Below are 26,724 nucleotides of genomic sequence, written 5' to 3' on the forward strand. Positions count from 1 at the left end.
TCGTTGGGCGAGCGGTGCGGATCCGCCGAGGCGGGTCCCCGGTCATCGTGTCACACTCAGTTCGTCTTCACGGTCGAGGGCAGGACCGCATACGGGTTAGTCGCCAGCGCACCGATGACGCCCTGTGAGGCGAGGTCGTCGAGCTGCTTCTTGTCCGCGACTCCGGTCGCCCACACCCCCAGACCCGAGTCCGTCCAGTCACCGGCGTCGGCGGCGTCGACGGCGACCATCGTGTACCCCTGATCGGCGAGCTCCTTCTCCGCCGTGGCGGTCGGATCCCCGACGAACATCGCAGCGATCCCGGCATCGGCGGCGGCACGGGCCACCTCGGCGTCGGCGGTGCGCACGATCGTCGAGGCCGCCATGTCCGCCTTCGCGATCGCGGCCAGGGCCGGTTCCGCGGTGGCCGTGTCGGGGATGAGCGGCACGACCACGGTGCTGCCGGCGACGGCGTCGAGCACCTGCTGCCACGTCATCGGCGTGCCCGGTTCGGTGCCTTCGCGCGGGGGTGCGATCGTCCTGTCCTCGAACTCATCGACGGTGAGCCCGCCGAGGCCGTCGGGCAGTCCCAGCGTCTCGGCGGCGGTCTCGGGGTCGGCGGCGACGACGGTGCCGTCGTCGAGGGTGGTCAGCGTCGGGGCCGGAAGGTAGCCGAACTTGACGTTCTCGGTGAAGGCGAGCTCCGAGTTCGGCGGGTAGACCTCCGAGCCGCCGTCGAGGGCGGCCACGGCCGGTGGGTTGAGGTCGTCGACGGTGAGCGTGTCCTTGTCGCCGAAGACGTTGACGAGGAGGACGATGATGAGGCCGACGACGACCACGGCTCCGGCCCACAGGGGCGCGTTGAACTTCTTCGGCTCCGGCTGTTCGGGCATCGGGATGCGGTCCTCACTCATCGGCTGCCGTCCTTCGTCGATCCGGCGCCGGTGACGAGGCCGCGGAGGAAGCCCGCTCCCCAGCACAGGTGCATCGTCGGGAGGATGAGGCCGAACCAGAACCGTTCGCGGCGTCCGCAGTCCTTCGCGGTTCCCGCGGCGGCGACGATGCCGGCGATATACGTGAGACTGGGGACGTGGACGAGCGAGGTGAAGCGTCGGACGGGCTTCGGCCACCGCTTCGTGCGCCCGGTCAGTTGGAGGAGGGCCTCGATGACGCTCGCGGCCATGCCGAGGACGAGCAGCGGCGGCGCGAAGTACCGCAGGGAGTTCTTCGACCCGTACCGCCGGATGAGCTCGGCACGCCAGATGCCCGTCGCCCAGAACTGTCGGGCGATCTTCGACCACGTGCCCCGCGGCCAGTACGTGACCTCCATGTCCGGGTTGAACCAGATCCGTCCCCCGGCCGAGCGGATGCGCAGGTTGAGCTCCCAGTCCTGTCCGCGTCGGATGTCCTCATCGAACCCGCCGAGGTGGTCGAACACCTCCCGGCGGTAGACGCCGAGGTACGCCGACTCCGACTCCCCCGCCTCGTCGCCGGAGTGGTAGGCGGGTCCGCCGAGTCCGATCGGGGACATGTATGCGCGGGCGACGGCCTTCTGGAAGGCCGACTTCCCGCGGGCGCGCATGAGACCGCCGCAGTTGGCCGACTGCGTCTCCCGCAGAGTCTCGATGGCCTGGCGGGTGTAGTCGGGTTCGAGGCCCGAGTGGGCGTCGACGCGGATGACGATCGGGTGGCGGGTGTGCCGGATCGCGCGGTTGAGTCCGATCGGGGTGGCGCCCTCGGGATTGTCGACGGTCTGGACGCGCGGATCGGCCTGCGCCATGCGGGCGATGATCGCGTCCGTGTCGTCGGTCGAGGGGCCGAGGGCGAGGACGACCTCCTTCTCGCCGTCGTAGTCCTGGGAGAGGACGGTCGTGATCGCCTGCCTGATGTGCTCGGCTTCGTTGAGCACGGGCATGATGTAGGAGACTCCGGGCTTCTCCGCCAGCGCGGGAAGCCCTTCGGGGGTGAGGGGGGTGAGAACGTTCGGCACGCTCTCAATCCTCCCACACCCCCACCTCGGCGGGCGTGCAGGAGGCCCTCAGCCTCGGGAAGGGTCTCACCGATTCGCCGAGGCGGTTCGCCGAGGTGGTTCTCGCCGAGGCGGATGCCCGGCCGGTCAGTGCGCGGGCTTCCGGGCGGGGCGGGGCTTGGGCTTGACGGGACGGCCGGCGAACCACACGTAGCCGGCACCGGCCACGGCACCGCCTGCCATGATGACGATCCACCAGGGGAAGCCCGGGATGTCCGGCGGTTCGGTCGCGTCCTTGAGGGCGTCCGGCGGAGTGGGGATGACGCGTTCGCCGATGACGAGGATGCGCTGGGTGTTGATGCCCAGCGGGGTGCAGGTGACCAGGGTCGCAAGGTCCTTGCCGGCGACGGGGTCGAGCGTCTCGGTCTGGTCGGGGTCGACGATCTTCGTCTCGATGACCCGGTAGGTGACGACGCGACCGAAGGTGTTGAACGTGAAGTAGTCGCCCTTGCCGATCTTGTCGAGGTTGGTGAACATCTCCGCTTCGGCGAGGCCGCGGTGACCGGTGACGACGGTGTTCATGCCGACACCGCCGACGGGCAGCGCCGTGCCTTCGAGGTGGCCGATGCCGCGCAGCAGGGTCTCGTCCGAGGTGCCGTGGTAGATGGGCAGATCGACGTTGATCTTGGGGATCTGGATCCGCGACATGACGTCGCTGGACGGGGAGGTGAGGATGTCGTTGTAGCCGAGCGTGCCGCTCGGGTCCTTGCCGGCGCTCTGGCCGGGCTGGGGCAGACGCTGTCCGGCGTTGATCCGCGCGCCTCCGGCCTGCAGCTTCTTGTTGTACTCGTCGGCGAGTCTGAGCTGCTCCGCGTTCTGTGGGGCGTTGGGGTCCTCGGTCGTCGTCTCGTTCTTGAGCACCTCCGACTGGTCGAGCTGGGAGAACCAGGCGGCCATCGACGGGTAGGTCCACACGCATGTGCCGACGAGGAAGAGCACCGCGATGATCACCGCGGGCACCGACAGCTTCCACCGGGGCTTCGGCGGTGTCGGATCCGCTGGTGCGGGATCAGTGAGGGTCGCGGTCATATCTCCAGCATCTCATGGTTCGTGCGGGACGGGGCCGAGAGACGTGATCATCTCTCGGCCCCGGCTCTGCCTCTCACCGAGGCGGCGGCTCACCGCCGCCTCGGCAGGAGACGCTGTCCTCAGGCCTTGCGGGCCCGGGTGTAGCGGACCACAGCTGCGCCGATCGCCAGGAGCAGCAGGGCGATGCCGAGGATGGTCAGCATGAGCTGGCCGTTGGCACCGGTGAACGGAAGCTCACCGCGCTCCTTCTGCTGGTTGGAGATCTGCACGACCGTCGGGTTCGACTCGCCGTTGGCCTGGACGGTCACGGTCGTCCACGGATCCGCAGGCAGCGTGTAGCCGGCCGGTGCCGCGACCTCCTTGAGGTAGTAGTCCCGCGAGGTGACATCGTTGCTGCCGACCCACAGGCTGATCGACGCGGTGCCGTCTTCACCGGTGGTGAGTTCGCCGATGGGCTCCGCGGCGTCGCGCGATTCGTAGATCTCGAACCGTGCCCCGCCGAGGGTGGCAGACGTGTCGTCGTCGGCGTACTTGAGGATCTCGAGCGGTCCCCAGTTGGTCTTCGCCGGGTTGGTCGTGACCTCGGAGCCGTTGGTCGAGACGATCGCCTTGTTCTCGATGACGCCGTTGTCACCGAGCGAGGTGACGGTGGTGACGACGTTCATGACGACGTTCTGACCGCCTTCGAGCTTGCCCAGTCCGGTCGACGTGAACTCGATGTTCGCTGTCTGACCCGAGCAGGTGGCCGTGTAGTCGGTTCCGGCAGTGAAGCCCTCGACCGTGATGCTCTTACACGTCAGTCGCGGATCGAGGGTATCGGTGATGGTGAACGACCGGTACGTGTCGTCGCCCGCCTTGCCCGGAATCGGCGCGGTGATGGTCCAGGTGACGTCGTTGCCGAGCACCGGAGCGGTCGGACCCGAGACCTCCTTGGTCGGGGTCGTCTGGTTCGTCTTGTTCTTCGGGTAGACGTTGACGTCATAGAGCCACTGACCGCCGGTCTGCGGAAGCGGCAGGGTGACGAGGAACGGCTGCGCCGGGGAGACGATGTTGTTCGGACCCGGATCGGTCTCCTCGACGATGTACAGACCGTGAGGCAGGGACTGCGTGACCTGTCCGTTGGCATCGGTGGTCACGGTGATCGGATCGCCGAAGGTGAATCCGTCGCCGGCGAGCACATCTGCGACGACGACTCCGTCGATGGCGTCCCAGCCTGCCGCGGTGTCGAGGTTGACCTCTTCTCCGTTGGCCGTGAGCACCTGCCGGATCGTGAACTCGACGCCGGCGAGCGGAGTGCCGAGGGACGACGTGTCCTCGATCTCGGTGCCGTCGCCGCGCGGTCCCTGGTCACCGTCGTACTTGTTGATCGTCAGTGACGACGGGGTGTCGGGGTTGATGTTGCCCGCAGCTTCGGCGGTCGGCGCGTCGAGGCTGACCCCGACGAGGCTGAGCGCAGCTGCTGCGGCGAGGACAGGGATCCACCTCATCCGCGTGAACAGAGTCGCTTTCATGGTTGGTTGTTCCTTCCGGTGTTCGTATAGATCTGTGAGTCGGTTGTCGTTTGCACGTGACGTGTGTGGAGCATGTCAGTCACACCCCGTGAGGGGAATCGGATAGTGGGTCAGCTCCTCCCGTGCGCTCGACGTCGGTACTGCCAGATCGCGCCGGCCGCACCGCCGAGGAGGAGAACCACCCCGCCGATGATGTAACCGGTCGTTCCGATGCCGCCGGTGAACGGCAGCTCAGGCGAACTGGCCTGCTCGTTGGCGATCGGCTCCTCGAAGGCGAAGTCGAGCCGATCGCGGGAAATGGTGAACGGACGCGGGGTCTCGTCGAGGACGTATCCGGCCGGGGCCTTGGTCTCGACGAGGGTGTAGTCGCCCCAGTCGAGGTCCTCGACGCGGAACTGGCCCGCCTCCGGGTCGACGTCACGGCCGGTGCATCCCTCAGCCGAGGTCGCCACGCAGTCGTCGAGAGTGATCTCGTTCCCATCGGCGTCGCGGATCGTCCACTCCGAGCCCTCAAGAGGAGCTCCGGACTCATTGACCTTCTCCCAGGAGACGGTGCCCGAGGAGTCCGCGTTGGCGACGATGCACTGGGCGTTCTGTCCGGCGGCGATGGTCACCGTCTTCGTCGACTCGTCGTAGGTGGCCCCGGTGCATCGGATCGAGACCTGCTCGTAGCCGGGCAGGCTGTTCTCGGAGATGACGTAGGAGCCTGTGGTGACGTACTTCTTCTCACCCGAGTCGTAGGGCACAGCAGGGTTGGTGCCCTGCTTCGCGAAGAGGCGCTGGTTCCAGTCGGCGGCGGTCAGGGTGCCGCCGTTGTCGTTCTCGACGTCCTTCGTGATCGTCAGCGTCTGGCACTCGACGGTGTTCGTCACCGTGTAGGTGTTCGAGGCGCCGGGCAGCTTCGTGCTGAAGGTGTCCGTGAGCGGCACGGTGCCGTCGATCCCCGGACCGGAGATCGTCTTCGTCTTCACCGAACAGCCGGGGAACTTCTGGGAGTCGATCGTCGTCGTCTCACCGATCTTCACGGTGTCACCGACGGCGAAGCCGGTGCGCTTCTGTCCGAAGGCCGGGTCACCGGCAGGCTGGCCGGCCGGATCGAGCAAGAGCTTCGCGCTCATACCCGCCGGCTGGCTGCCGTTGGCGACATTCTTGCCGTCGATGACCCAGTTCTTATTCACCGTGACGTCGGCGGAGGACTTCTTGTTGACGTACCCGCATTCGACCTTGTCTCCCGGTTGGATCTGCTGAGACAGGGTCTGTTCATTTGCGGTGGTCAGAGTGACGTTCGCGGTCGTCCCATCGAGGCGAGTGATGCGGCACGATCCACTCACGAATTCGTAGCCTGACTGCTGCCGCTCGAGGACAGCGAGATTCGTCCGATCCGAGGTGCCACCGAACTTCAGCGACCACTTCGCATTGCCGTCGGCACCCGTCTGCTGCGTCGCCGCTGTCGGCGTCTGTGTCACCGACCCGGTCGTACCCGTCGTCCTAGCCCCGACTGTCCAGCCGCTGGCATTCTGCTCGTTGCTGCCGTCCTGATTCTGCGTCTTCTTGTTGATCGTCACGTCAGCAGTGAGCGGCGAGTTGGTGAAACGGCAGATCACTTCATTGCCCGTGGCGGGGATCGTCACCGACCCCGAAACACCGTTTCCTGACACTCCCATGGCTCTGCCATCGACCGTGCACGAATAGCTTGAAGCGTAGTTGCCGAGCGTCGTTGTGCCTGCTGCGGATTCGGAGAAACTGATCTGCGCACCACGAGCCACCGGCTGGGGTCCGAGTCGCTCATTCTGGATGCCGTTGGTCGTCCCCGTGGTCGTCGTAGTACCGAGTTCAGTAGTCCCCCTGGCCATCCTCAGTCCAAACTGGTCGGTGGCATTGACACGATTCTTCACGTCCTTCTCGATCGTGATCGTCGCCGGCGACGAACACGATGCGAGGTCCGTGAGCCCAGTCTGGGCCGGGTTTACTGGGACAGTGGTGCCGCCCGAGAAGTCCGGCATGTTGTAGGAGCGGACTGAGGTGCCGTTGCTCAGATAGATCTTTCCGTTGGCGTCGAAAGCAACGCCATTGACACCGGACATCTGGGCGTCGATCGTGGACCCTGTTGCAGCTTGAATCTTCCCGCCGTTTGCAGTCGCGACTGCGTCGTTGGTGACGCTGAATACAGTGGTGCTCGAACCAGCGCCCCGCACGATGAAGAGGTTTCCCTGGTTGTCGAAGGCGATGTCGCCGTTGCCGCCGCTGACTGCACCTGCACTCGTATCCACATATCCGAGATAGCGGAATCCGTTTGTGCCAGGGTTGAAACTCCACAGCCTGAACTCTTGACCGGTGGATGTGAATCCACCGAAGTAGTAGTTTCCGCCCGTGGGTGAGAGATCGACGGCACCGCCGACCAGAGAGCCGCCGAAGCCACCGTTGGCGGCCAACGCGGTGTTATACGGCTGAGAGAGCCTCGACCAGGTTTCCGTCGCCGGGTTGAACGAGTAGATGGTTGCGGTCGTGTTGCCAGTCCGGTCATAGCCGTAGATCATCTGTCCGCCCGCGCTGATGCCCAGACCGTTGAGCTGCGTGGGTGTCGGCGAGAGAGTGCTGATGTTGGTCACTGTCCCATTCGCGTCGATGCGACGAATCTGACCGGTACCGGTCGAGGCGTAGACAGTACCCGCGCTGCACGCGATCGTCACGGCCTGCGTCTCCACCCGGGTCGGCATGGGAGCCGGCTCGGACTGGCTCGGGGACGGCGACGGGCTCGACGAACCCGACGGTGCGGGCTCGGACTGCGCGGCGCCTCCGCTGTCCTGGAGGCCCGAGCCGGAGGATCCTTCGCTCGTTGACGCAGACTCACTCGGCGTCGAGGACCCGCTCGTCGATGACGGCGCTTCGCCGAGTCCGGAACCGCTTGCGGCGGCTGGGGAGGGTGCCATGAGGACGCCGCTGACGGCGAAGAGCAGCACGAGGACGACGAATGCAGAGAGGACCACCCGGGCTCGCGAAGCGATGTCCGAGTTCCGCTGGGAACCAGCGGAGAATATGGAGTGGGTCGACGCCATACTGTTCCTCAATCGTGATGGTGCGCGTGGGGGCTGGAGGATCACTGAGAGCCGGATATGGGGGATGTCGGGGATGTAGGGTTCACCGAGCTGGAGACACGGCAGGCTCTCGTTGCAAGTTCAACGATCAATCTACTATGGGAACCCATGATTTCGGTCACGAATTCATAACTTTCACAAGATTCCCTGTGATTCGCCTGGCTGATTGCCCTCCGTGCACGGTATAGCTCCCCTGCGCAAACACTGAGATCTCGTAGGCAGGACCGCTTCCCATGCCATCGATTCGACTGCGAGATCTGCGAAGCCGTTTCGGCGTGTCATACCAGGGCCTCGGCCGTTCATCGGCGTCAAGAACGCCTGCCGAGACTCGACTCGAACCCCCGCACCGCGGACATCAGACCCGGGCAGAGACCCCGACGCCCCGCACCGCGCGCTCCCGACACCGCACTCGAACGCCGGCGCCTCAAGACATCTTCCTGTTTTCGTTCCACAATTCGCGCCTCGATTGTTCAACAAAAAGCGGCCCCGGGAGTCCTCCCGGGGCCGCTGACCGTTTCCGGTCACTGATCAGTCATGTGCAGTCATCCCTCGATCACCCGCGCGCGACCGCCTCGACCGCGGCGGCGACTGCGGGAGCCACCCGCTCGTCGAGAGCTCCGGGGACGATGTAGTCCGGCGCGAGGTCGTCGCCGACGAGCGCGGCGATCGCACTCGCCGCGGCAAGCTTCATCTCCTCGGTGATGTACGTGGCGTCGGCGTCGAGCGCTCCGCGGAAGACCCCCGGGAACGCGAGGACGTTGTTGATCTGGTTCGGGAAGTCGCTGCGACCAGTGGCGACGACCGTGGCGTACTGGGCGGCGACGTCGGGGGCGACCTCGGGGTTGGGGTTCGAGAGCGCGAAGATGATCGCGTCGTCGGCCATGGTCGAGAGCAGCTCCGGGTCGATCGTGCCGGAGGAGAGCCCGATGAACACATCGGCTCCGTCGAGGGCTGTCTCCACTCCCCCGCTCATCCCCCGCGGGTTCGAGTCAGCGGCGATCGCCTGCTTCGTCGGGGTGAGGTCGCTGCGCCCGGATTCGACGATGCCCTTCGAGTCGAGGACGACGATGTCGGAGACACCGGCCTCGTGGAGGATCTTCGTCACGGCGACGCCTGCGGCCCCCGAGCCGGAGATGACGACCTTGAGGTCGGTGATGTCCTTGCCGACGACGCGCGCGGCATTCATCAGCGCCGCGAGGACGACGATCGCCGTCCCGTGCTGGTCGTCGTGCATGACGGGGATGTCGAGGGCGGCCTTGACCCGGTCCTCGATCTCGAAGCAGCGCGGGGCGGAGATGTCCTCGAGGTTGATCGCCCCGAAGGTCGGGGAGATCCGCACGATCGTGTCGACGATCTCGTCGACGTCGTTGGTGTCGATGACGATGGGGATCGCGTTGAGCCCGGAGAAGCGCTTGAACAGGGCACACTTGCCCTCCATCACGGGCAGGGACGCGCTCGCGCCGATGTCGCCGAGTCCGAGCACGGCCGATCCGTCGGAGATCACCGCGACGAGGCGCCCGGACCACGTCAGCTCCTTCGCCCGTTCGGGCTCCTCGGCGATCGCGGTGCACACACGGGCGACGCCCGGGGTGTAGGCGATCGAGAGGTCGCGCTGGGTCTCGAGCGGACGGGTGAGTTCGACGGCGAGCTTGCCGTGGTGGTGTCCTGCGAAGATCTCGTCTTCGGTGATGGCGGCGGCCGGAGCCTGTCCCTTGTCGTCAGCGGTCGGTGTCGTCATCGATGATCCTCGTCGTCAGTGGGGACGGCCCGCCTCGGCGGCCGTCGTCGTGGTCTCACATTGCAGGTCGGACCGGTGAGCCGGTCGGACACTGGCGCAGTCGCAGTCGCAGTCGCCGCAGGGTGGCCGGTGACGCCGCGCGCACCCTGCCGACCGGGGTGGGGGTCGGACGATCGCGCGCTCCACGACCGGCCCGCCTGAGGCGGGCGCGGACCTCCTGGGTCGGTCGTCGTGCCAGCATAACCCATGGATCGGACGCGGAGGTGTCCCAGCTCACCCCGCCGAGGCGGCCGGTCCACTCCGCCCGCACCCGTGCTCTCCGCCCGGCTGGCTCCACCTCTCCGCCTGGCTGGCTCGAGGAGGTCCGGCCCGGCCTCAGAGCGTGATGCTCGACCCGTCGGGCAGGATCCGCCGGAGCATGTCGGCCATCGTCACCGCCCCGACGATGCGCTCGTCGCGGGTGACGACGGCGAGCTGCTCGGCTTCATCGCGCATGAGGGTGAGCGCCTCGTGGACGGGCAGTTCCGCGTCGAGGACGAGGCAGTCGCGAGTGAAGTCCTCGATCCCGTGGTCGGCGGGCAGGAGGAGCACGTCGCGGACGTGGACGACCCCCGGTGCCTTCCCCGCGCGCTCGACGAGGATGCGCATGTGCCCGGACTCCGCCGCGAGGTCGCGCACCTGCCCGGCCGTCGCCGTCTCCGGCACCGAGGTCAGGGCACGCGTCCCGCCGGGCAGCAGGCTGCCCACGCTCATCCTCTGGAGTTCGAAGACGTGGGTGAGCTGGTCGCGGTAGGCGTCGTCGAGTTCGCCGGCGGCCGCCGAATGCTCGACGAGCTGCCGGATCGTATCGATGTCCTGCCCGCCGAGCGCCCGCGATTCCGCGGGTGTGTATCCGCTTGCGGCCACGAGCCTGTTGGCGACGCTGTTGACCCAGACGAGCAGGGGCCGCAGCAGCCACGCGAGGGCTCGGGCCGGCAGGGCGATGATCGTCGCCGCGAGCTCGGGGTGGGCGATGGCCCACGACTTCGGCGCCATCTCACCGATGACGAGGTGGAGGAACGTGACGAAGAGGAGGGAGAGGACGAAGGCGGCCGAGTCGGCGAGCCAGAACGGCGCGCCCACCGCGCTGAAAAGCGGGGCCAGCCACGAGTCGACGGCGGGTTTCGTGATCGCACCGAGCGCGAAGGTGCAGATCGTGATCCCGAACTGGGCGACGGCGAGCATGATCGTCAGCTCGTTCATTCCCCGCAGCGCCGCCCGAGCAGGCGCCGATGTCGACGCCTGCTCCTCGAGTCGGTGCCGGCGGGCGGCGAGCAGGGAGAACTCGATGATGACGAAGAACGCGCTGAGCACGATGAGTGCGATCGTGCCGACGATGACGAAGAGCGGTGCGTCGGTCATCGGTTCCTCCCTTCCTCAGCGGCGGACTCACCCGTGTCGCGGCCATCCGCAACTGGGTCGTCGGCGGCCGAATCGTCGGCGGCCGAGTCATCGGCGGTGGTCTCGATGAGCGTCACCCGCATCTGCCCGGGCACGTGCCGGTCGACGGTGAGCACCTCGACGTCGAGCTCGCGTTCGACGGGGTCGTCGGCGAGGAGGTCGGATGCCTCGGCGAGGACGGGCACGGTGACCCGGTCGCCGGCCTCGGGGAACCCGCCGCTCGTGGCGATGACGAGCCCCGCGAGGGTCTCGAAGTCGCCCTCGGGCAGGTCGTAGCCGACGATGCGGCGCACCTCGTCGAGCGGCATGCCTCCGTCGGCCATCCAGGTCCGCGGGGCCTCTTCGACCATTGCGGTGGGGCTCTCCTCGTCGTGTTCGTCGGTGATCTCGCCGACGAGCTCCTCGGCGACGTCCTCGGTCGTGAGGATGCCGGCGAGGTCGCCGTACTCGTCGATGACGCAGGCGAGCTGCGAATCGCCGCGGTTCATCTCCGCAAGCGCATCGGGCAGAGCCATGAGGGTGGGGACGACGACGGGCGGACGCATGATCGTCGTCACCGGAGCGTCCATCGGCTCGCTCGTGCGCAGGAGGTCGACGAGTTCGACGACGCCGACCGGCGCCTCGGTCTCGTCGAGGACCGGGTAGCGGCTGTGCGCGTGGGCCATGAGCTCGCGCAGCTCCCCGAGGGTGACCTCGTGGTCGACCGTGGCCACACGGGAGCCGGGGATCATCGCGTGTTCGACGTCGGCGTCGGGGAACTCGAGCACTCGGTCGATGAGGAGGGAGAGGTCGGTGGGCAGGTCACCGGTCTGCCGAGACTCCTCGATGACGCGTCGGAGTTCGTCGGCGGACACGCTCGGGTCGACGTCGTGGACGGGTTCGACGCGCAGCAGCCTGAGGAAGAGGTTCGCGGCGACGTCGAAGATCGCGATGAGCCAGCCGAAGACGGCGAGGTAGATCTGCGTCGACCGGGCGAGGGCGAGCGCGAGGGTCTCGGGGGCGGCGATCGCGAGGTTCTTCGGGTAGAGCTCGCCGAAGACCATCTGCACGATCGTCGCGACGAGGAGCACGCCGACGGTCGTTACGGCGACGGTGACCGCCGGCGGGATGTCGAGTCCCCCGAGGAGCGCGCCGAGGGATTGGCCGATCATCGGTTCGGCGACGTAGCCGACGAGCAGACCGGTGACGGTGATGCCCAGCTGCGCGCCGGAGAGCATGAACGATGTGCGTTTGGTGACGGCGAGCGCCCGCTTGGCGGCAGGATCCCCGGTCTCCGCGCGAGCTGCGAGCCGCGAGCGGTCGACGGACATGTACGCGAACTCCTGGGCGACGAAGTACCCGTTCGCGGCGATGATGATGAGGACGAGGACGCAGCCGATCGCCAGCATCAGGAATTCGGAGCCCATGGGGCGCTCACCCCCGCCCCGGCCGGCCGATCAGAGGCGCGACGATGCGCGCTCAGTTCACAAATCCAACAGTCGCCGGGGTCGTCGGACGACGACCCCATATCCGCGGTGGTTCCCACGTGCGGCTTCACTCCATTTCGGTTCTTGAAAAGTCAACTCTCCCCAGCGTACCAAGTTCCCCTGACGCGACAGGATTCTCACATCATCCTGCGTGGGACTTCTCAGCATCGATGTCGCCGAGGCGGCCGTCCGTCTCGTCGGCGAGCTCCCGCAGGTAGGTGCTGAATCCTCCGTGGCAGCGACCGAGCATCCGCGCCGAGGTGACGACCCGGCAGTCGTCGGTCCGCCGGACGGTGCCCCCGACCGCGGTCACGGCGTGGACCATCGCGACGTCCTCGCCGAGGCGCAGCGGCGGACATCCGCCGATCCGTACGAAGTGGGAGCCCCGGATCCCGAGGTTCGCTCCGAACACGTGGTCGTGTCCCTCGCCGAGGTGGTGCGCGGCGAACCATGCCTCGATGAGGTCGTCGTTGCCGACGTCGGCTCGGGGTTCGACGGTGCCGACGACGCAGTCCGCGCCCTGTCCGGCATGGTCGAGGTGCGCGGTGATCCAGTTCTCGGGCACCCGGGTGTCCGCGTCGGTGAAGACGAGCCACGTGCGCTCGAGCGCATCCTCGTCGGCATCGACCGCGGCGATCGCATCGAGTGCCGCCTCTGCCCCGGCGTCGCGGGCGCGGCCGACGTTGCCGAAGGGCACGGTCATAGGAGTGACGACGGGGTGCCTGGCGGCGAAGCGCTCGATGAGGCCGGCGGTGCCGTCGGCGCATCTGTCGGCGACGGCGATGATCTGCACCGAGGACAGGGGGCTCGCGGCCTCAACCGCGGCGACGAGCGCGGCGAGGCAGCCGAGGATCTCCGCTTCCTCGTTGTGGGCGGGCACGACGACGGCGACGTGGTCGATCATCACGCCTCCTCCCCTCCGACGCGCACCGTGCGGGAGACGTGGAGGACGTCGAGCCGGTAGTCGCCGACATCGTGGTGGAGACGAAGGGCATCCGGCCAGCGGCCGAGGCAGATGGCGTGGACCTGCGCGGCGTCGAGCGGCCAGTCCTCGATCTCCCCGGTCCAGTGGCAGAGGACGAGAATGAAGTCGTCGCGGGTCGACTCCGCGATCTGGTCGAGGGTCTGCTCGAGCTGCACGGGTGTGAGGTAGTAGCCGGTCTCGGCGAGGACAACGGCGTCGAAGCGGCCTGCCGGCCAATCGTCGGGCAGGGTGCCGTGGACGAAGTCGATGCCGTGCCCGGAATGCCGGCGACGCGCCTCGGCGAGCGCTGCGGAACTCGCGTCGACCGCGGTGACGTGGTCGGCGACCTCGGCGAGGGCACGGCTGAGCTCGCCGATCGAGCACCCGATCTCGAGGATGTGGTCGAACCGTCCCTCCGGCAGGGCGGCGATGAGGGCGCGGCGTTTGGCGATCTCGTAAGCCGAGGTGCGCACCTCCCACGGGTCGGGTCGCTCGGTGTGCACGCGATCGAAGACCGCCTCGGCGGTGCGGGCATCGTTCGTCTCCCGCCCCTTTCCCGTTCCGGCGTGGCCGTCGGCGGGTCCGAAGCGGGTGACGGCGAACGTGTCCCCGCCGCGGGCGAAGTGCGCGAGGAACTCTGCCGGGAGGATCGCCTCGTCGCCGGGCCGGTCCGACAGCGGTCGGATCTGCGAGGGATAGTGCGCCCACAGTGCCTGCCTGTCGAGACCGGCTGGATCGGGGAGGAACTCCCACTCTCGCCATGCACGGTCGGTGGGGTCGGCCCAATGCCAGTACCAGATGGGGAACTCGAGCACCGTCGCCGACCGCCGCCGGCCGACCTCGAGGGCCGCCCGCCCGAGGGTCTCGTGGTCGCCGTGGCCGTCACGGCTGTACGGAGCGACGATCGTCACCGGGGCGGGCAGGGCGGAGACGGCGGCGTCCACCTCGGCGAGGATCTCCTCATACCGGGCCGGAAGCCCACCGTCGCCGAGGTCGAGGAACCGCGCCGTGATCGACCCTCCCAGCCCGGTGAGGGCGGAGTCGAACTCGGCAAGGCGGATCTCCCGCAGCTGCTCGGGGGTGTGCGTCGGGGACTGCGGGTGGGAGTTCTCCCCAGCCGTGCACAGAAGGACATCGACGTCGCGCCCCTCCGCACCGAGGCGGGTGAGCAGTCCCGGACAGCCGAGGGCCTCGTCGTCGGGGTGGGCGAGGAGGACGACGACGGACCCGCCCGGCAGGGTGTCCGGCGCGAACCGGGGCAGCTCGGCGACCCCGGCCTCCGCCCACGCGTCCTCCGGGGTCGTCTCGTCGAGGTGGGTGAAGGTCATCGTGGTGTCGCGTCGGCGACGATCGCCTCGCCGAGGGAGGCTTCGTCGCGGGGGCCGTGGTGCTGGCTGAGGTAGACGGTGAGGTCGGCGTCGGCCTTCGCGAACTCTCGGTCGCCGGTGAGCGCTGCGGGACCGGCGAGTTCGCGGCTGAGCTCCTGGATGCGCTGGCACGCGCGGTAGACGAGGTTGCGCACGCGCAGGGCCTGGGTCCACGAGTCGTCGTGGGAGTCGATGTCGCCGCTGCCGGCGAGCTGCGCGGCGTGGGCGAGGACCGTGCGGGCGGCCGTGATCTCCGTGTCGATCTGTCCCAGCGTCATCGCCCCCAGGGGTGAGGGCTGGGGCCTTCCGAAGTGGCGCTGGGCTGCGTTGCGGGCGAGCCCGAGCGCCCCGCCGAACCAGCACGCCGCGACGCGGATGCCGCCCCACGCGAACCCGGGCCGCTGCAGGTACCACTCAGGCGGTCCGACCGCGGTGGCACGCGCGCCGTCGAAGACGATGGGGCCGCTGGGGATCTCGGCGAGCCCGAGGGCCGGCCAGTCCGCCTCGGCGGGGTGGACCCCGGGCCCGGTGAGGTCGACGGCCACGGTCTGTCGGGCCTCGCCGAGGCGGACGGAGACGATGGCGTGGGTGAGCTCGGTCGCGAGCGAGCACCAGGCCTTCTCCCCGTGGAGGACGAGCGTGCCGTCGGCCGCCGGGGTCGCGGTGACGACTCTGCCGGGGATCTCGGCGGCGAAGACGCCCCATGAGGACTCCGGCCCCGGGGTGGGGTGTCCCGCCTCGGCGAGGATGCCGAGGGCGTCGATGTGGGGTTCGAGCATGCGGGCGACGGCGACATCAGCGGAGGCGATCGCGGTGAGCGCATCCCACTGCTTGAGCGCCGAGGAGGTGCCGGTGAGGTTCCAGAACCCCTGGAGTGCTGCGAGTCGCGTGGCCAGTGGCGCGGTGCTCGTGACGAGTTTGAGGAATTCGTCCTCATGGGGCGAATCGGTGCCCGGCCGGTACCAGGGCTTGGTGAGTTCGGTGAGGGCTCTGACGAGCGGTGTGTGCATGGGCGGGACTCATCCCTTCGATCGGTGGGGCGGTTCCGAAGTCGACAGTCGAGGACCCGTCAGGACCTGACCGTCATGATGTGAGGCCGGCGCCACCTGGCTGCCGTCGGCGGCCCGCGCCGACGTCGGCGCGGTGGTCCGTTCGGTGGGGGCGGCTCGGGTCACGAGTCCTTGGTCGTGCGGATGCGTTCGATGAGGTCGTCGAGGCCGTCATCGAACTCGCGGTCGGAGTGGTCTTCGGCGAGCATGTCCTGGAGGCGGTTGAGCGTCGGGTAGTTCCCGAGGCTCTCACTGCTCTCCCCGCCGTCGGCGTCGTCGTCGATCTCGGAGGCGATGTCGATGCCGAGCGCGGAGACCTCGAGGACGAGGTGACCGAGGAGGAAGCTCGTGAAGGCCTTGTAGGCGTCGACGACACGGTCGTCGGAGAAGCCGTAGTCCTGGAGCGTGGAGAGGAAATAATCGACCCAGCGCACGCTGCGCAGCGGCGGGCGCAGCCACGGCGCCTCCGGCGGTTGGGTGATCATGAGCGGGAACATCCGCGGATGGCTGAGCGCGAGGTCGCGCATTGCGTTCGCGACGAACCGCAGAAACGCCTCCCATGATGCGGGCTGCTCCTGCATCAGCTCGTCGTCGAAGAGATCGTCGATGAGCTCATCGACGGCCAGCGAGACGAGCTCTTCGCGTCCCGAGACATAGTTGTACAGGGCCATTGCCTCCACCTCGAGCGACATCCCCAGTCGGCGCATGGACAGCGATTGCACACCGAACTCATCGATGAAGGCAATCGCCGCCCGGACGATGTCCTCTTGGCGCAAGCGCTGACGGGCCATTACTACTCCTGGAATCACTGATCCCGGTCGGGGAGGCCGATGCCACCCCGACCGCGATCTGTCGCGAGGTCCTCGTTCGTGCCCGAACCGTCGGACCGGCGTCGGCGGCGGGCGCGTTCACTGCCCAGTCTAGTGCACTGAACGCGCCCGCCGAGATGACCTGCGACCAAGTGTTCACAGGTCAGCGACTCACGCGTTGGTCGCGCGCGAACGACCGGTGATCAGTCCCCAGATGAGGAGGACGATGATCGAACCGCCGATGGCGCACAGCCACGTCGAGAGCGAGAAGAACGCATTCATCTCAGCGCCGAAGATCAGGCCGCCGAGCCAGCCGCCGACCAGGGCGCCGATGACGCCGAGGATGAGGGTGGCGATCCAGCCGCCGCCCTGCCGACCGGGCAGAATGGCCTTGGCGATGGCACCGGCGATGAGGCCGAGAATGAGATAAGCGATGAAACCCATTGGTAACTTCGTTCAACTGCATAATGGGATCCGGTGGGCCTGTGAGCCCGCCGCGACCATGTCGGTCGCAGGAGCTCACAGATGTCGCGGATCAGCGGCCTGGCCTTGGTTCCCAGGGCCAGGAGATGAGCATGGAGACAAGCCGCCTCGCTGCTTTCTTACACTGTAATCCCACCGGGAACCCAATGCCAACAAAACCCATGCGGCGGGCACGAGAAGCCGATTCACCGACAAGTCGACCAGGGTTCATTTTTCCGGCTTTACGACGTAAAGTAGATGGCGGTATTCTCGTCGCGAACAGGCAGCGCCTCCCGGTGCGCCCGGCCCCGAGAATCGCGGCAGCCGTCCGGATGCCGCTGAGAGATCATCGTGTCCACAGAAGCACAGCGCCACAGGTTCCTTGTCGTCGCCAACCGGCTGCCCTGCCAGCGGGCCGCCGACGCCTGGCGGTCCTCTCCCGGCGGTCTCGTCGCCGCCCTCTCCCCCGTCGCCCAGCGCCACGGCGGCGCGTGGGTCGGCTGGTCCGGCATCGCCGACGACGAGACCGAACCCGAGCAGCAGTCCGACATGGCGCTCATCCCCGTGCGGCTGAGTGCAGACGAGGTGGAATCCCACTACGAGGGGTTCGCCAACAGCACGATCTGGCCGCTCTATCACGACCATGTCGTCGCCCCGCAGTTCAAACGGTCATGGTGGGAGGCCCACCAGCGGGTCAACCGTCGCTTCGCCGAGGAGGTCGCCGCCTCGGCGGCACCCGATGCGCTCGTGTGGGTCCATGACTATCAGCTCCAGCTCGTTCCCGGACTCGTCCGGTCGATGCGGCCCGATGTGCGGCTCGGGTACTTCACGCACATCCCGTTCCCGCCCGTCGAGCTCTTCGCGCAGCTGCCGTGGCGGACCGAGGTGCTCTCGGGCATCCTCGGCGCCGACGTCATCGGCTTCCAACGACAGGCTGACGTCGAGAACTTCATCGCCGCGTGCACCCGCATCCTCGGCGTCGACCCGCGCGAGGACGGCACCATCGTCGGCGCCTATCCGGTCTCCGTCGACTCCGAGCGCATCGGCACGCTCGCGAAGAGCGCCGTGCGCGACGGGGCACCGTCCAGAATCCGATCCGAGCTCGGCGATCCGGAGACCGTGCTCCTCGGCATCGACCGACTCGACCACACGAAGGGGATCCTCGAGCGACTGCTCGCCGTCGAGGAGCTCTTCGACGACGGCACCCTCGACCCGGCGACGACACGGTTCGTCCAGATTGCCGTGCCCTCGCGTGAGGCGATCCCGGCCTACCGTCAGCTGCGCGCCGACGTCGAACGGACGGTGGGGCGGATCAACGGGAAGTTCGGCGGTCTCGGCGGGGCGAGCATCCACTACCTCCACCGCGAGTACCCGTTCGACGACGTCGTCAAGTGGTACCTCACCGCCGATGTCCTGCTCGCGACCTCGCTGCGCGACGGGATGAACCTCGTCGCCAAGGAGTATGTCGCCGCCCGGCGCGGCCGCGGCGGGGTGCTCGTCCTCTCGGAGTTCGCCGGTGCCGCCGATGAGCTCACCGAGGCCCTCATCGTCAACCCGCATGACCGCGATGCGCTCAAGGACGCGATCGCCGAGGCGGTGGCGACGGAGGCGGCGAACGCGCACTCGCGCATCGAGGCGATGGCGACGACGGTGGCAGATCACAGTCTCTGCCGGTGGGCCACCCGGTTCCTCGACGACCTCGAGGCCGCGGTCCACGAGACCCCCGGAGCCCTGCCGAGGCTGAGCGCCCTGCAGTGAGGGAGCAGGCAGTGACGCGCCGACGGTGACCTGCCGCCGCGGTCCTCTCCGCGCGCCCCTACGCCCAGCGGTACTCGTACTCCGGGCGGCCCGGGGTGCCGTGCCGGGGCTGCTTGACCGCCTGCCGGGTGGTCACGAGGTGTTCGAGGTAGCGACGGACCGTGACCCGGGAGAGGTCGAGCGCCCGCCCCACCTCGGTCGCCGACACCGGCGCCGGTGCCTCCCGCACCGCCGCCGAGACCGTCTCGAGCGTCTCCTCGATGAGCCCCTTGGGCAGGCGCCCCGGGGCGACCGACCTAAGGGCGCTGAGCGCGCTGTCGACCGACTCCTGCGTCGCGAGCTCGCCTCCCCCGCTCAGACCCTGCCGGAACGCCCGCTGGTTCTCGAGCTTCTCCCGGAACGCGGCGAACGCGAACGGTTTGATGAGGTACTGCGTGATCCCCACCGCGATCGCCGAGCGGATCACCGGCAGATGCCGCACCGCGGTGATCGCGATGATGTCGACCCCGGTGTTCCGACTCGTCATCCGCTTGGCCACCTCCAACCCGTGGGCGTCGACGAGGTTCATGTCGAGGAGGACGAGGTCGACCGGCCTGCCCTCTGCGGTCAGCGCGTCGAAGCGCTCGAGTGCCGCGGTCCCGCCGAGGCTGATCCCGACCACCGTGAAGCCGGGGACCCGCCGGACGAAGTCCGCGTGGGCCTCTGCCGTCATCGGGTCGTCCTCGACGATGAGGACCCGCAGGTCGTTGTTGTCAGCGGCCATCGGTGCGCTCCCGCCCCTTCCCTGTCACTGTCTCTGTCTCCGTCGTCGTCTCATCCCCCTCGCCGAGGCGGCCGTTCCCTGCCGCCGGATCGTCGGCCCGTGTCACCGGCAGCGTCACCGTGACGATCGCCCCTCCGTCGGATTCGACCGTGAGCTGCCCGCCGAGGCGGGCGACCGCCTGCCGGACGAGCGCGAGGCCGAACCCTCGCCCGCCGGGGTGCGCGGCCTCGGCTTTGCCTGTGGCGCCGAGGCGGAGCATCGCGTCGATCTCCGTCTCGTCGATGCCGGCACCGGAGTCGGCGATGGTGATGATGAGCTCGCCGTCGGCGGCGACGAAGTCCGCCCACACGTGCCGTTCCGCCGAGTCCGCGGCGGCGTCGAGGGCGTTGTCGATGAGGTTGCCGGCGATCGTGACAAGATCGCGGGCGTCGAGGCTGCCCGGCGGCAGCTCCCCGGTCGCGGAGACGGTGAGTTCGATGCCGCGTTCGTGGGCCTGGGCGGCCTTGCCGACCATGAGCGCGGTGATGAAGGGTTCGTCGAGGGAGTCGACGAAGGTGTCGGTGAGCCGCTGGGACTCCTGTTCGTCGCGGACGGCGAAGTCGACCGCCTCGGCGGTGCGGCCGAGTTCGATGAGCGTCGAGACGGTGTGCATGCGGTTGGCGTGCTCATGGGTCTGTGCGCGCAGCGCCTCGGAGAGGGTCCGCATCGTCTCGAGCTCACCGGTGAGTTCGGTGAGGTCCGTGCGGTCGCGCAGAGTGACAACGGTGCCGCTCGCCGTGGAAGCCTCCCCGTCCCGGGAGGCGCGATCGTGAGGTTCTGTTGCGCGCTTCTGGTTGAGGACGAGGACGCGATCGGCGGTGAGGTGGGTTTCGTCGACGGCGACCCGACCGGAGTCGAGGAGGTCACGGATCGAGGTCGGCAGGGCCACCTCGGCGAGGGGAACCGGCTCATCGTCGGTGGGACGGGGAAGGTCGAGGAGGGCGGCGGCCTCATCGTTGTAGAGGACGAGCTGTCCGCGGTCGTCGACGAGGATGAGGCCCTCACGGAGCGAATGGAGCGCGGAGTCGTAGAACGCGAAGAGCCGTTTGAGCTCCTCGGGCCCGTAGCCGAGGGTGACACGGCGGAGGTAGCGGCTGAGGATCCACGCGCCGAGCCCGCCGAGGGCGATGGCGACGGCGGCGATGATGAGGATCTGCGGCAGCGCCGCGGCGTGGGTGAGCGAGATCGTCTCCAGGGTGACGCCGACGGCGACCATCGCAGTGACTCCACCGGCGTCGTCGACGATGGGAACGATCGCCCGCACCGAGGGGCCGAGCGTGCCGACGTACTCCTCGGTCTCGGCCCGCCCGGTCAGGGCGGTGTCGATGCTGCCGATGTAGGGCCGGCCGATCTCGTCGGGATCCGGGTGGGTGTAGCGGGTGCGGTCGCGGTCCATGATCGTCACGAAGTCGACGTCGGCGGTGTCGACGACGGTCTGCGCGTACGGCTGGAGCCGGGCGGACGGGTCGGGGCCGGTCACCGCCTCGGCGACGAAGGGGTCGTTGGCCAGGGTCTCGGCGATGCTGAGGACCCGGTCCGCGGTCGCATCCCGCGCGGAGTCACGGGCGGTGAGGTAGCTGGTGACGCTGAGGACCGCGCACACGGCGACGATGAGGACGAGCTGGAGGACGAAGAGCCGCCGCGCCAAGGGCACCGACCGACGCCCGGACGTGCGTGATGTCGCCATCGTCTCTCCTCTCCACCGAGACAAGCTTCGCACGCCCGCCCGGCCATGAACACTATGAACGCAACCGTGACAGACGTCACGACCCTTGCCACTCTGGGTGAGCGAAGGACCCATCGATCACTCAATGAGGAGACAAGGCAATGCCGCCTGAGAACACGACCCCCGCGCCCACAGCGCAGACTCCTGCGAAGAAGCGGGACCGCACCCACTGGCTCTACATCATGGTCATCGTCGCCGTGGTCTCGGGCGCCGCGATCGGCCTCATCGCCCCGGAGGTCGGCATCGCGCTCAAGCCGCTGGGCACGGCGTTCATCGCGCTCATCAAGATGATCATCGCCCCGATCATCTTCTGCACGATCGTCCTCGGCGTCGGGTCGGTCGCGAAGGCCGCGACCGTCGGCAAGGTCGGGGGCCTGGCGATGATCTACTTCCTCTGCATGGCCACCCTGGCGCTCATCATCGGCCTCGTCGTCGGCAACCTCATCCACCCCGGCACCGGACTCCAGCTCAAACCCTACGAGGATGCCGCCGGTGGGGAGGAGAACGCGACCGTCGTCTTCCTCCTCGGCCTCATCCCCGGGGACATCCCGGTGCTGCCGACCCTCGTCCTCGCGCTCCTCGTCGGGTTCGCCCTGCAGTCGATGGGCAAGGCGGGCGAACCGGTCATCACCGGCATCCGCCACATCCAGGCCGTCGTCTTCAAGCTCATGATGATGATCATGTGGGCAGCCCCCGTCGGCGCGTTCGGTGCCATCGCCGCAGTCGTCGGCGCCACCGGGTGGGCGGCGATCGGGTCGATGGCCGTGCTCATGGGCGCCTTCTACCTCACGTGCGCACTCTTCATCGTCATCGTCCTCGGCGGCCTGCTCAAGATCGTCACCGGGCTCAACATCTTCCTCCTCATGAAGTACCTCGCCCGCGAGTACCTGCTCATCTTCTCGACCTCGTCCTCGGAGTCGGCGCTGCCGCGGCTGCTCGCGAAGATGGAGCATGCCGGGGTCTCGAAGCCGGTCGTCGGCATCACCGTGCCCACCGGGTACTCGTTCAACCTCGACGGCACCGCGATCTATCTGACGATGGCCGCGCTCTTCGTCTCGAGTGCGATGGGCATGCCGATGGACCTCGGGCAGCAGATCTCACTCCTCGTCTTCATGATCATCGCCTCGAAGGGTGCGGCCGGTGTCACCGGCGCCGGGCTCGCCACCCTGGCCGCCGGTCTCCAGGCGCACCGGCCCGAGCTGCTCGACGGCATGGGCGTCATCGTCGGCATCGACAAGTTCATGTCCGAGGCCCGCGCCCTGACGAACTTCACCGGCAACGCCGTCGCCACCCTGCTCATCGGCCGGTGGACGAAGGAGCTCGACCTCAACCAGGCGCGCGCGGCACTCGACGGGTCGAGCCCGTTCGACGAGCTCAGCCTCGACCCGGAGAACCACGGCGGGACCGTCGAGTCGCCGGAGGCTGAGGCGCCGGCGTCCGGGTCACCGCAGTCCGAGGCACCGGCGTCCGGGTCACCGGCCACGCTGTCGCGGACGTGACGCTGGCGCGGACGTGAGCGTGAGGTGACGACCGGCTGAACTGTGAGAGACCCGGCGAGGCGGAGGCGTGATTGCGCCTCCGCCCCGTCGTGTTCGCTCCCTTTGCCCTGCCGGTGGCGATAGAGTTTGAGGTGCGTCAGTGAGCCTCTCACCTCCCCTTCCACCAGGATCTCGTCCGTGGTCGGCGATGAGGCTGCGAGCCCGGGCGGAGTCGATGGTCGTCGGCTTCCCCGGTCGGGCTCACCGACGTGAAGAATCGAAATGCGCTGAGAGGGGAACGGCGATGGTCAGGCTCAAGACGGTGGCATCGGCCCTGGGGTCGCTGGGAGACATCAACAAGGCTCGGGCTGCGTTCGACGACTCCTCACGCAAGCTCGCCGACGAGCAGGCGTTCCCACCCGCCGACATCCGCCCCACGGCCAGCGACGCGCGGACGATCGCTCTGCGCGTCACCACCCCGGACGTGCCCGGGTCGGCGGCTGGGTACGTGCCCGGCTCGGCTCCGGCCGAGCCCGTCGCGGCGGCGAACTCGAGCCTCAACGACCTCTTCGCCCTCGTCCACGTGCCTGCGACCGGTGACACGGCGGGGTTCCTCGTCCTCAACCCGTCCGTCGAGATCGAATCCGGACGCAGCCTCGCATCCCTCGTCGACGAGGGCGGGTGGCCGGTCTTCGTCGCCATCGCCGAGGAGGTCCTCGGGGTCCGCGTCGACCATGTCGTCGAGCTCTCCGCCGAGGCGCTCGGCAATGTCATCGACGTCATCGGCCCCGTTGCCGTCTACGGTCGGACCCCGTTCGAGGCCGAGGGCACGTCGTTCGTCGAGGGGACGAACTCACTCGACGGTGCGTCAGCGGTGACGTTCGCGTCGGCGGCCGCCGTCGACGATGCCGGACAGACGCGCACCCGCAATCAGCGGGCTCTGCTGCGTGCCCTCGTCCAGGCGCTGCGACAGGGCGGGCTGGCGAAGGATCCGGCGAAGCTCACCGCGGTGCTGGGCGCGGTCTCAGCCGGGGTCCGCACCGATCGTGGGCTGACGACGATCGAGTTGGGGAAGTTCGCCAATGTCATCCGGCAGATCCCGCAGGACGACGTCGTCGCCGTCACGGTGCCGGCAACCTCGGAGCGCCTCGAGGACGGCACGGTGCGAGTGTCCTTCGACGCCGAGGCGCTGCCGGCTCTCCGGCAGGCGCTCGGCGGGCATGACCTCAAGGAGTTCCTCCGCTACGTCGCGTCGCTCGGGTACTGAGGCGGTAGCGGGAGTGCCGGCTCGGTGAGTGTCTGCACCGTTCTGCTCACGAGGTCGCTGTGTCGCTGCCGGGGTCAGCCTTTGCTCATGATGAACACGGTCGCTGAGCTGGCGGCGAGGTCGATGCGCAGGTCGTTGTCGTCCGTGGGGCTCGCCGTCGGTGCCGGCCCGCTGTAGGGGACACTGTCCGGCAACGGGTTCGCAGGGATGACCTGGGTGGCGTTCTTCGCCTCGTTCGAGGGCCCGTAGATCTGGGAGGCTCGGTCGACGGAGAAGCCGTCGGGGATCTCGAGCGTGACCGGGTTGCCGCCGATGTCAGCGGCGTCGTTGGCGTTGATGACCGTCGTCACCAGCGTCTTCCCGTCGTTCTTCGTCACGGTGTAGGCGCTCATGTTTCCGCCGCCGTTGACGCTCGTCCTCGTGAAGGTGCCGCCGATGCTCGGAACGAGGAGCCGCATCGCCGCGAAGTGCGGGCGACCCTGGAGAGTGGCCGAGGCGGTTCCGTGGTCGGCGGGGTCGCAGACCAGCGACATCGGTGCGCCGCCGTTGCAGGCGCCGAGCATCGAGTGCATGGCGAGGCGGTCGACTCCGAGGGAGGCGGCGTAGAGCGTGAAGTCGGCGGCCCAGAGCGACATCGCGTTGGTCAGGGAGGTGTCGTTCGTACCGCCGCAGCTGGTCGGGCCGGTCTCCTCGAGCCAGAGCGGGAGGCCGGCGGCGTCGGCCTTGGCCAGACCGATCTCGAGGTTCTCCTTCGCCGCTGCCTTCGCGGACGGGGCAACGAGGTTCTCCGCTTGAGGGCCACGGCCGGGCACCTGCGTGGAGTCGCATTCGTAGAGTTGGTACCAGTGCTGCGCGATGGCGGTCGTGTTGTCGATATCAGCTCCGACGAAGGCGTCCATCCAGGCGCCGTCGTAGGCGTCGGGACCGATGATGGGGGCGTCGGGGCGCTTTGCATGGATGGCGTCAGCGTAGGCTTCGAGCTGCTTGACGTATTCGCCGCGGTTCCAGCCGTCTCCACGGACGGCGCCGTTGGGCACGTCTTTGACGGTGTAGCCGTTGGGTTCGTTGCCGATCGCCAGCCCGGCGAGGGAATCACCGAGGATGTCGACGGCGTTGGCCGCCATGTCGGCACCGCGTTCGGGGTCGTAGGTGCCGAGCGGGATCCCGATCGTCACGGTCGAGCCGGTGGCGTCGACGAGTCTCTTGAGGTTCCTCAGATTGTCAGGCGTGACCGCCACCTGCTCGGGTTTCGGCGGGGTCTCCCCTGTCGATGTCCAGAACGTCCGTCGGTCGAGTCCGTTGCCGCCGAATCGCAGCGCCGGGCTACCGAGGGATCTGAGCAGATCGTCGAGGTTGGAGGCCGCCGGGTCGAGTCGCGGATCGGCGAGGTCGGTCGCTTCGAACGAGATGCCGATATTCGATGCGCCGAAGTCCTCACCCTCTGCGTCTTCGCTGATGGCGATCGTTCCGGCATCGCCGGTCGGTCCGGACCCAAGGTTCTGAGTGAACACCGTCGGCGTCGGGCTGGGTGTCGAGGTAGCCGTATCCGTCGCGGAGTCCCGCGTCGCCGGGTTGAACGAGCATCCTGCGATCACCAGCACTGAGGCCAAAGCGCCAACGATATGCAGCGTTCGCTTCACACTTCACCACCCCCGAAAATCAGTGTCCGATGGCGATGTCAAGGCGTCGAAGCAACATGGGGCTCGCCGGCGAGCAGTCGAGCGAATGCCTCGGTGGGCGTGAGATAGCCCAGTCGGCGGCGGGGTCGATTGTTGATCTCCTCGGCGATGGTGGTGAGGTAGGGCTGGTGATCGGGGATCACCGTGCCCTTGGGCAGATACTCCCGGTAGAGCCGGTTCGTGTTCTCGTTGCTGGGCCTCTGCCAGGGCGAGTGGGGATCGGCGAAGTAGACCGGCATCGCCGTGGCCAGGGAGACCTTCGCGTGCTGGGCCATCTCGCTGCCCTGGTCCCACGCCAACGATGCCTTCATCATCTCGGGCAGGTCGTTGAAAAACTCGATGACCGCGTCAGCGGTTGGCTCGGCGTGTTTCGAGGGCAGGGCCAGCAGCCCGGTGAACCCGCTCATCCGCTCCACCAGCGTCGCCGCGCACGAGGTGCCGTTCTTCCCGATGATCAGGTCACCCTCCCAGTGCCCCGGCACCCGACGCTGGGCGGCGTCCTCACCTCGCTCCGCGATCGGGACCATACCTACGATTGGGCCACCGCGCGTCCGCCCGGTCGTACGTGGTCGGCGCTTGGTCCGCTTGGACTGCAGGAAGATGCCCTTGCGGGCGAGCTCACCCTTCGGGATTGCGTAGATGTACTGGTAGATAGCCTCACCGGAGACGGTTCGGCCGCGTGCGTCAGGAGAGTTCGCCATGCGTTCAACGGTCGGGTCTGTCGCCTCCAGACGCAACCGGCCCGCTATCTCGTTCGGCGTCCAGGACGCGGCCAGGTCGGCGTCCACCCTCGCCTGCAGCACCGGATCCCCCGCGACCTTCCGCTGCTGCGGGCGAGCTCGCCGACGCTGCGCTCTGACGTCTGCGGTCACGGCCTGGTAGCCGCGGGTCTTCGTCGAGTTCCGGTGAAGCTCCCGCGAGATCACCGACGGGCAACGCCCCAGGTGACGGGCGATCCTCCGCACCGACCAGCCCGCTTTCGAGGCCGCCGAGATCTCCGACCTGTCGCTGAACGACAACCCCACCCGCGCCATCTGCACACTCCACCGATCAGACCCCCGCCGACCGGGAGTGTT

The 26,724-nt window shown here is 68.2% G+C and carries 20 protein-coding genes; 3 read left to right on the top strand and 17 right to left on the bottom strand.

Features of this window, described 5'->3' with window-relative positions; all coding sequences use genetic code 11:
- Positions 1 to 56 precede the first annotated feature (56 nt).
- The 13 genes from EZE58_RS06505 to EZE58_RS06565 form a co-directional block, all read right to left on the bottom strand.
- Positions 57 to 893: a hypothetical protein gene (locus tag EZE58_RS06505; RefSeq protein ID WP_101624437.1), complete on the bottom strand. Its 837-nt coding sequence runs from the start codon at positions 891 to 893 to the stop codon at positions 57 to 59.
- The gene (locus EZE58_RS06510; RefSeq protein ID WP_101624436.1) at positions 890 to 1,969 is read right to left on the bottom strand and encodes a glycosyltransferase family 2 protein; all 1,080 of its coding nucleotides are present in this window, start codon (positions 1,967 to 1,969) and stop codon (positions 890 to 892) included. The genes EZE58_RS06505 and EZE58_RS06510 overlap by 4 nt, the downstream gene beginning before the upstream one ends.
- Before the next feature lie 126 nt (positions 1,970 to 2,095).
- Positions 2,096 to 3,037: a class C sortase gene (locus EZE58_RS06515; RefSeq protein ID WP_009380349.1), complete on the bottom strand. Its 942-nt coding sequence runs from the start codon at positions 3,035 to 3,037 to the stop codon at positions 2,096 to 2,098.
- 119 nt (positions 3,038 to 3,156) lie between these two features.
- Positions 3,157 to 4,548, bottom strand: a complete 1,392-nt coding sequence (locus EZE58_RS06520) for a SpaH/EbpB family LPXTG-anchored major pilin (RefSeq protein WP_009380351.1) — start codon at positions 4,546 to 4,548, stop codon at positions 3,157 to 3,159.
- 110 nt (positions 4,549 to 4,658) lie between these two features.
- Positions 4,659 to 7,535 (bottom strand): SpaA isopeptide-forming pilin-related protein, encoded by a 2,877-nt coding sequence (locus EZE58_RS17675; RefSeq protein WP_100227524.1) that lies wholly within the window; start codon positions 7,533 to 7,535, stop codon positions 4,659 to 4,661.
- Between the two features lie 661 nt (positions 7,536 to 8,196).
- On the bottom strand, positions 8,197 to 9,381 hold the full coding sequence (locus EZE58_RS06530; RefSeq protein ID WP_009380353.1) for an NADP-dependent malic enzyme: 1,185 nt from the start codon (positions 9,379 to 9,381) through the stop codon (positions 8,197 to 8,199).
- 375 nt (positions 9,382 to 9,756) lie between these two features.
- On the bottom strand, positions 9,757 to 10,782 hold the full coding sequence (locus EZE58_RS06535; protein ID WP_009380355.1) for a hemolysin family protein: 1,026 nt from the start codon (positions 10,780 to 10,782) through the stop codon (positions 9,757 to 9,759).
- Positions 10,779 to 12,227: a hemolysin family protein gene (locus EZE58_RS06540; RefSeq protein WP_009380356.1), complete on the bottom strand. Its 1,449-nt coding sequence runs from the start codon at positions 12,225 to 12,227 to the stop codon at positions 10,779 to 10,781. The genes EZE58_RS06535 and EZE58_RS06540 overlap by 4 nt, the downstream gene beginning before the upstream one ends.
- 202 nt (positions 12,228 to 12,429) lie before the next feature.
- The gene (locus EZE58_RS06545; protein WP_167560129.1) at positions 12,430 to 13,191 is read right to left on the bottom strand and encodes a glycosyltransferase; all 762 of its coding nucleotides are present in this window, start codon (positions 13,189 to 13,191) and stop codon (positions 12,430 to 12,432) included.
- Positions 13,191 to 14,579 (bottom strand): bifunctional PIG-L family deacetylase/class I SAM-dependent methyltransferase, encoded by a 1,389-nt coding sequence (locus EZE58_RS06550; protein ID WP_167560131.1) that lies wholly within the window; start codon positions 14,577 to 14,579, stop codon positions 13,191 to 13,193. Before EZE58_RS06550 ends, EZE58_RS06545 begins: the two co-directional genes overlap by 1 nt.
- Positions 14,576 to 15,628, bottom strand: a complete 1,053-nt coding sequence (locus EZE58_RS06555) for an acyl-CoA dehydrogenase family protein (RefSeq protein WP_101624430.1) — start codon at positions 15,626 to 15,628, stop codon at positions 14,576 to 14,578. The genes EZE58_RS06550 and EZE58_RS06555 overlap by 4 nt, the downstream gene beginning before the upstream one ends.
- 161 nt (positions 15,629 to 15,789) lie before the next feature.
- Entirely contained in the window at positions 15,790 to 16,458 is a 669-nt protein-coding gene (locus EZE58_RS06560) for a TetR/AcrR family transcriptional regulator C-terminal domain-containing protein (protein WP_063249994.1), read from the bottom strand.
- A gap of 189 nt (positions 16,459 to 16,647) precedes the next feature.
- Positions 16,648 to 16,920 (bottom strand): GlsB/YeaQ/YmgE family stress response membrane protein, encoded by a 273-nt coding sequence (locus EZE58_RS06565; protein WP_009380367.1) that lies wholly within the window; start codon positions 16,918 to 16,920, stop codon positions 16,648 to 16,650.
- Between the two features lie 369 nt (positions 16,921 to 17,289).
- Between EZE58_RS06565 and EZE58_RS06570 the strand changes: the two genes are divergently transcribed.
- A complete protein-coding gene (locus EZE58_RS06570) occupies positions 17,290 to 18,696 on the top strand; it encodes a trehalose-6-phosphate synthase (protein ID WP_167560133.1) in 1,407 nt (468 codons plus the stop codon).
- A gap of 58 nt (positions 18,697 to 18,754) precedes the next feature.
- On the opposite strand, the gene EZE58_RS06575 is transcribed toward EZE58_RS06570, so the two are convergent.
- Positions 18,755 to 19,459: a response regulator gene (locus tag EZE58_RS06575; protein WP_101624428.1), complete on the bottom strand. Its 705-nt coding sequence runs from the start codon at positions 19,457 to 19,459 to the stop codon at positions 18,755 to 18,757.
- Positions 19,449 to 21,185 carry a sensor histidine kinase gene (locus EZE58_RS06580; RefSeq protein ID WP_009380378.1) on the bottom strand — a complete coding sequence of 579 codons (1,737 nt, stop codon included), beginning with the start codon at positions 21,183 to 21,185 and terminating at the stop codon, positions 19,449 to 19,451. Before EZE58_RS06580 ends, EZE58_RS06575 begins: the two co-directional genes overlap by 11 nt.
- A 140-nt stretch (positions 21,186 to 21,325) precedes the next feature.
- On the opposite strand from EZE58_RS06580, the gene EZE58_RS06585 reads away from it, so the two are divergent.
- On the top strand, positions 21,326 to 22,723 hold the full coding sequence (locus EZE58_RS06585; RefSeq protein WP_009380380.1) for a C4-dicarboxylate transporter DctA: 1,398 nt from the start codon (positions 21,326 to 21,328) through the stop codon (positions 22,721 to 22,723).
- A 283-nt stretch (positions 22,724 to 23,006) separates the two neighbouring features.
- Positions 23,007 to 23,969 carry an LCP family protein gene (locus EZE58_RS06590; protein WP_009380381.1) on the top strand — a complete coding sequence of 321 codons (963 nt, stop codon included), beginning with the start codon at positions 23,007 to 23,009 and terminating at the stop codon, positions 23,967 to 23,969.
- Positions 23,970 to 24,043: 74 nt separating this feature from the next.
- Here the strand turns inward: EZE58_RS06590 and EZE58_RS06595 are convergent, their stop codons facing one another.
- Positions 24,044 to 25,570 (bottom strand): hypothetical protein, encoded by a 1,527-nt coding sequence (locus EZE58_RS06595; RefSeq protein ID WP_259788334.1) that lies wholly within the window; start codon positions 25,568 to 25,570, stop codon positions 24,044 to 24,046.
- Positions 25,571 to 25,647: 77 nt separating this feature from the next.
- Positions 25,648 to 26,724 (bottom strand): IS30 family transposase (locus EZE58_RS06600; RefSeq protein WP_240941127.1); only part of this gene is annotated, 1,077 nt, incomplete at its 5' end.

It is taken from the genome of Brevibacterium sp. LS14 (assembly GCF_012027885.1).
GTDB classification, from domain to species: domain Bacteria; phylum Actinomycetota; class Actinomycetes; order Actinomycetales; family Brevibacteriaceae; genus Brevibacterium; species Brevibacterium casei.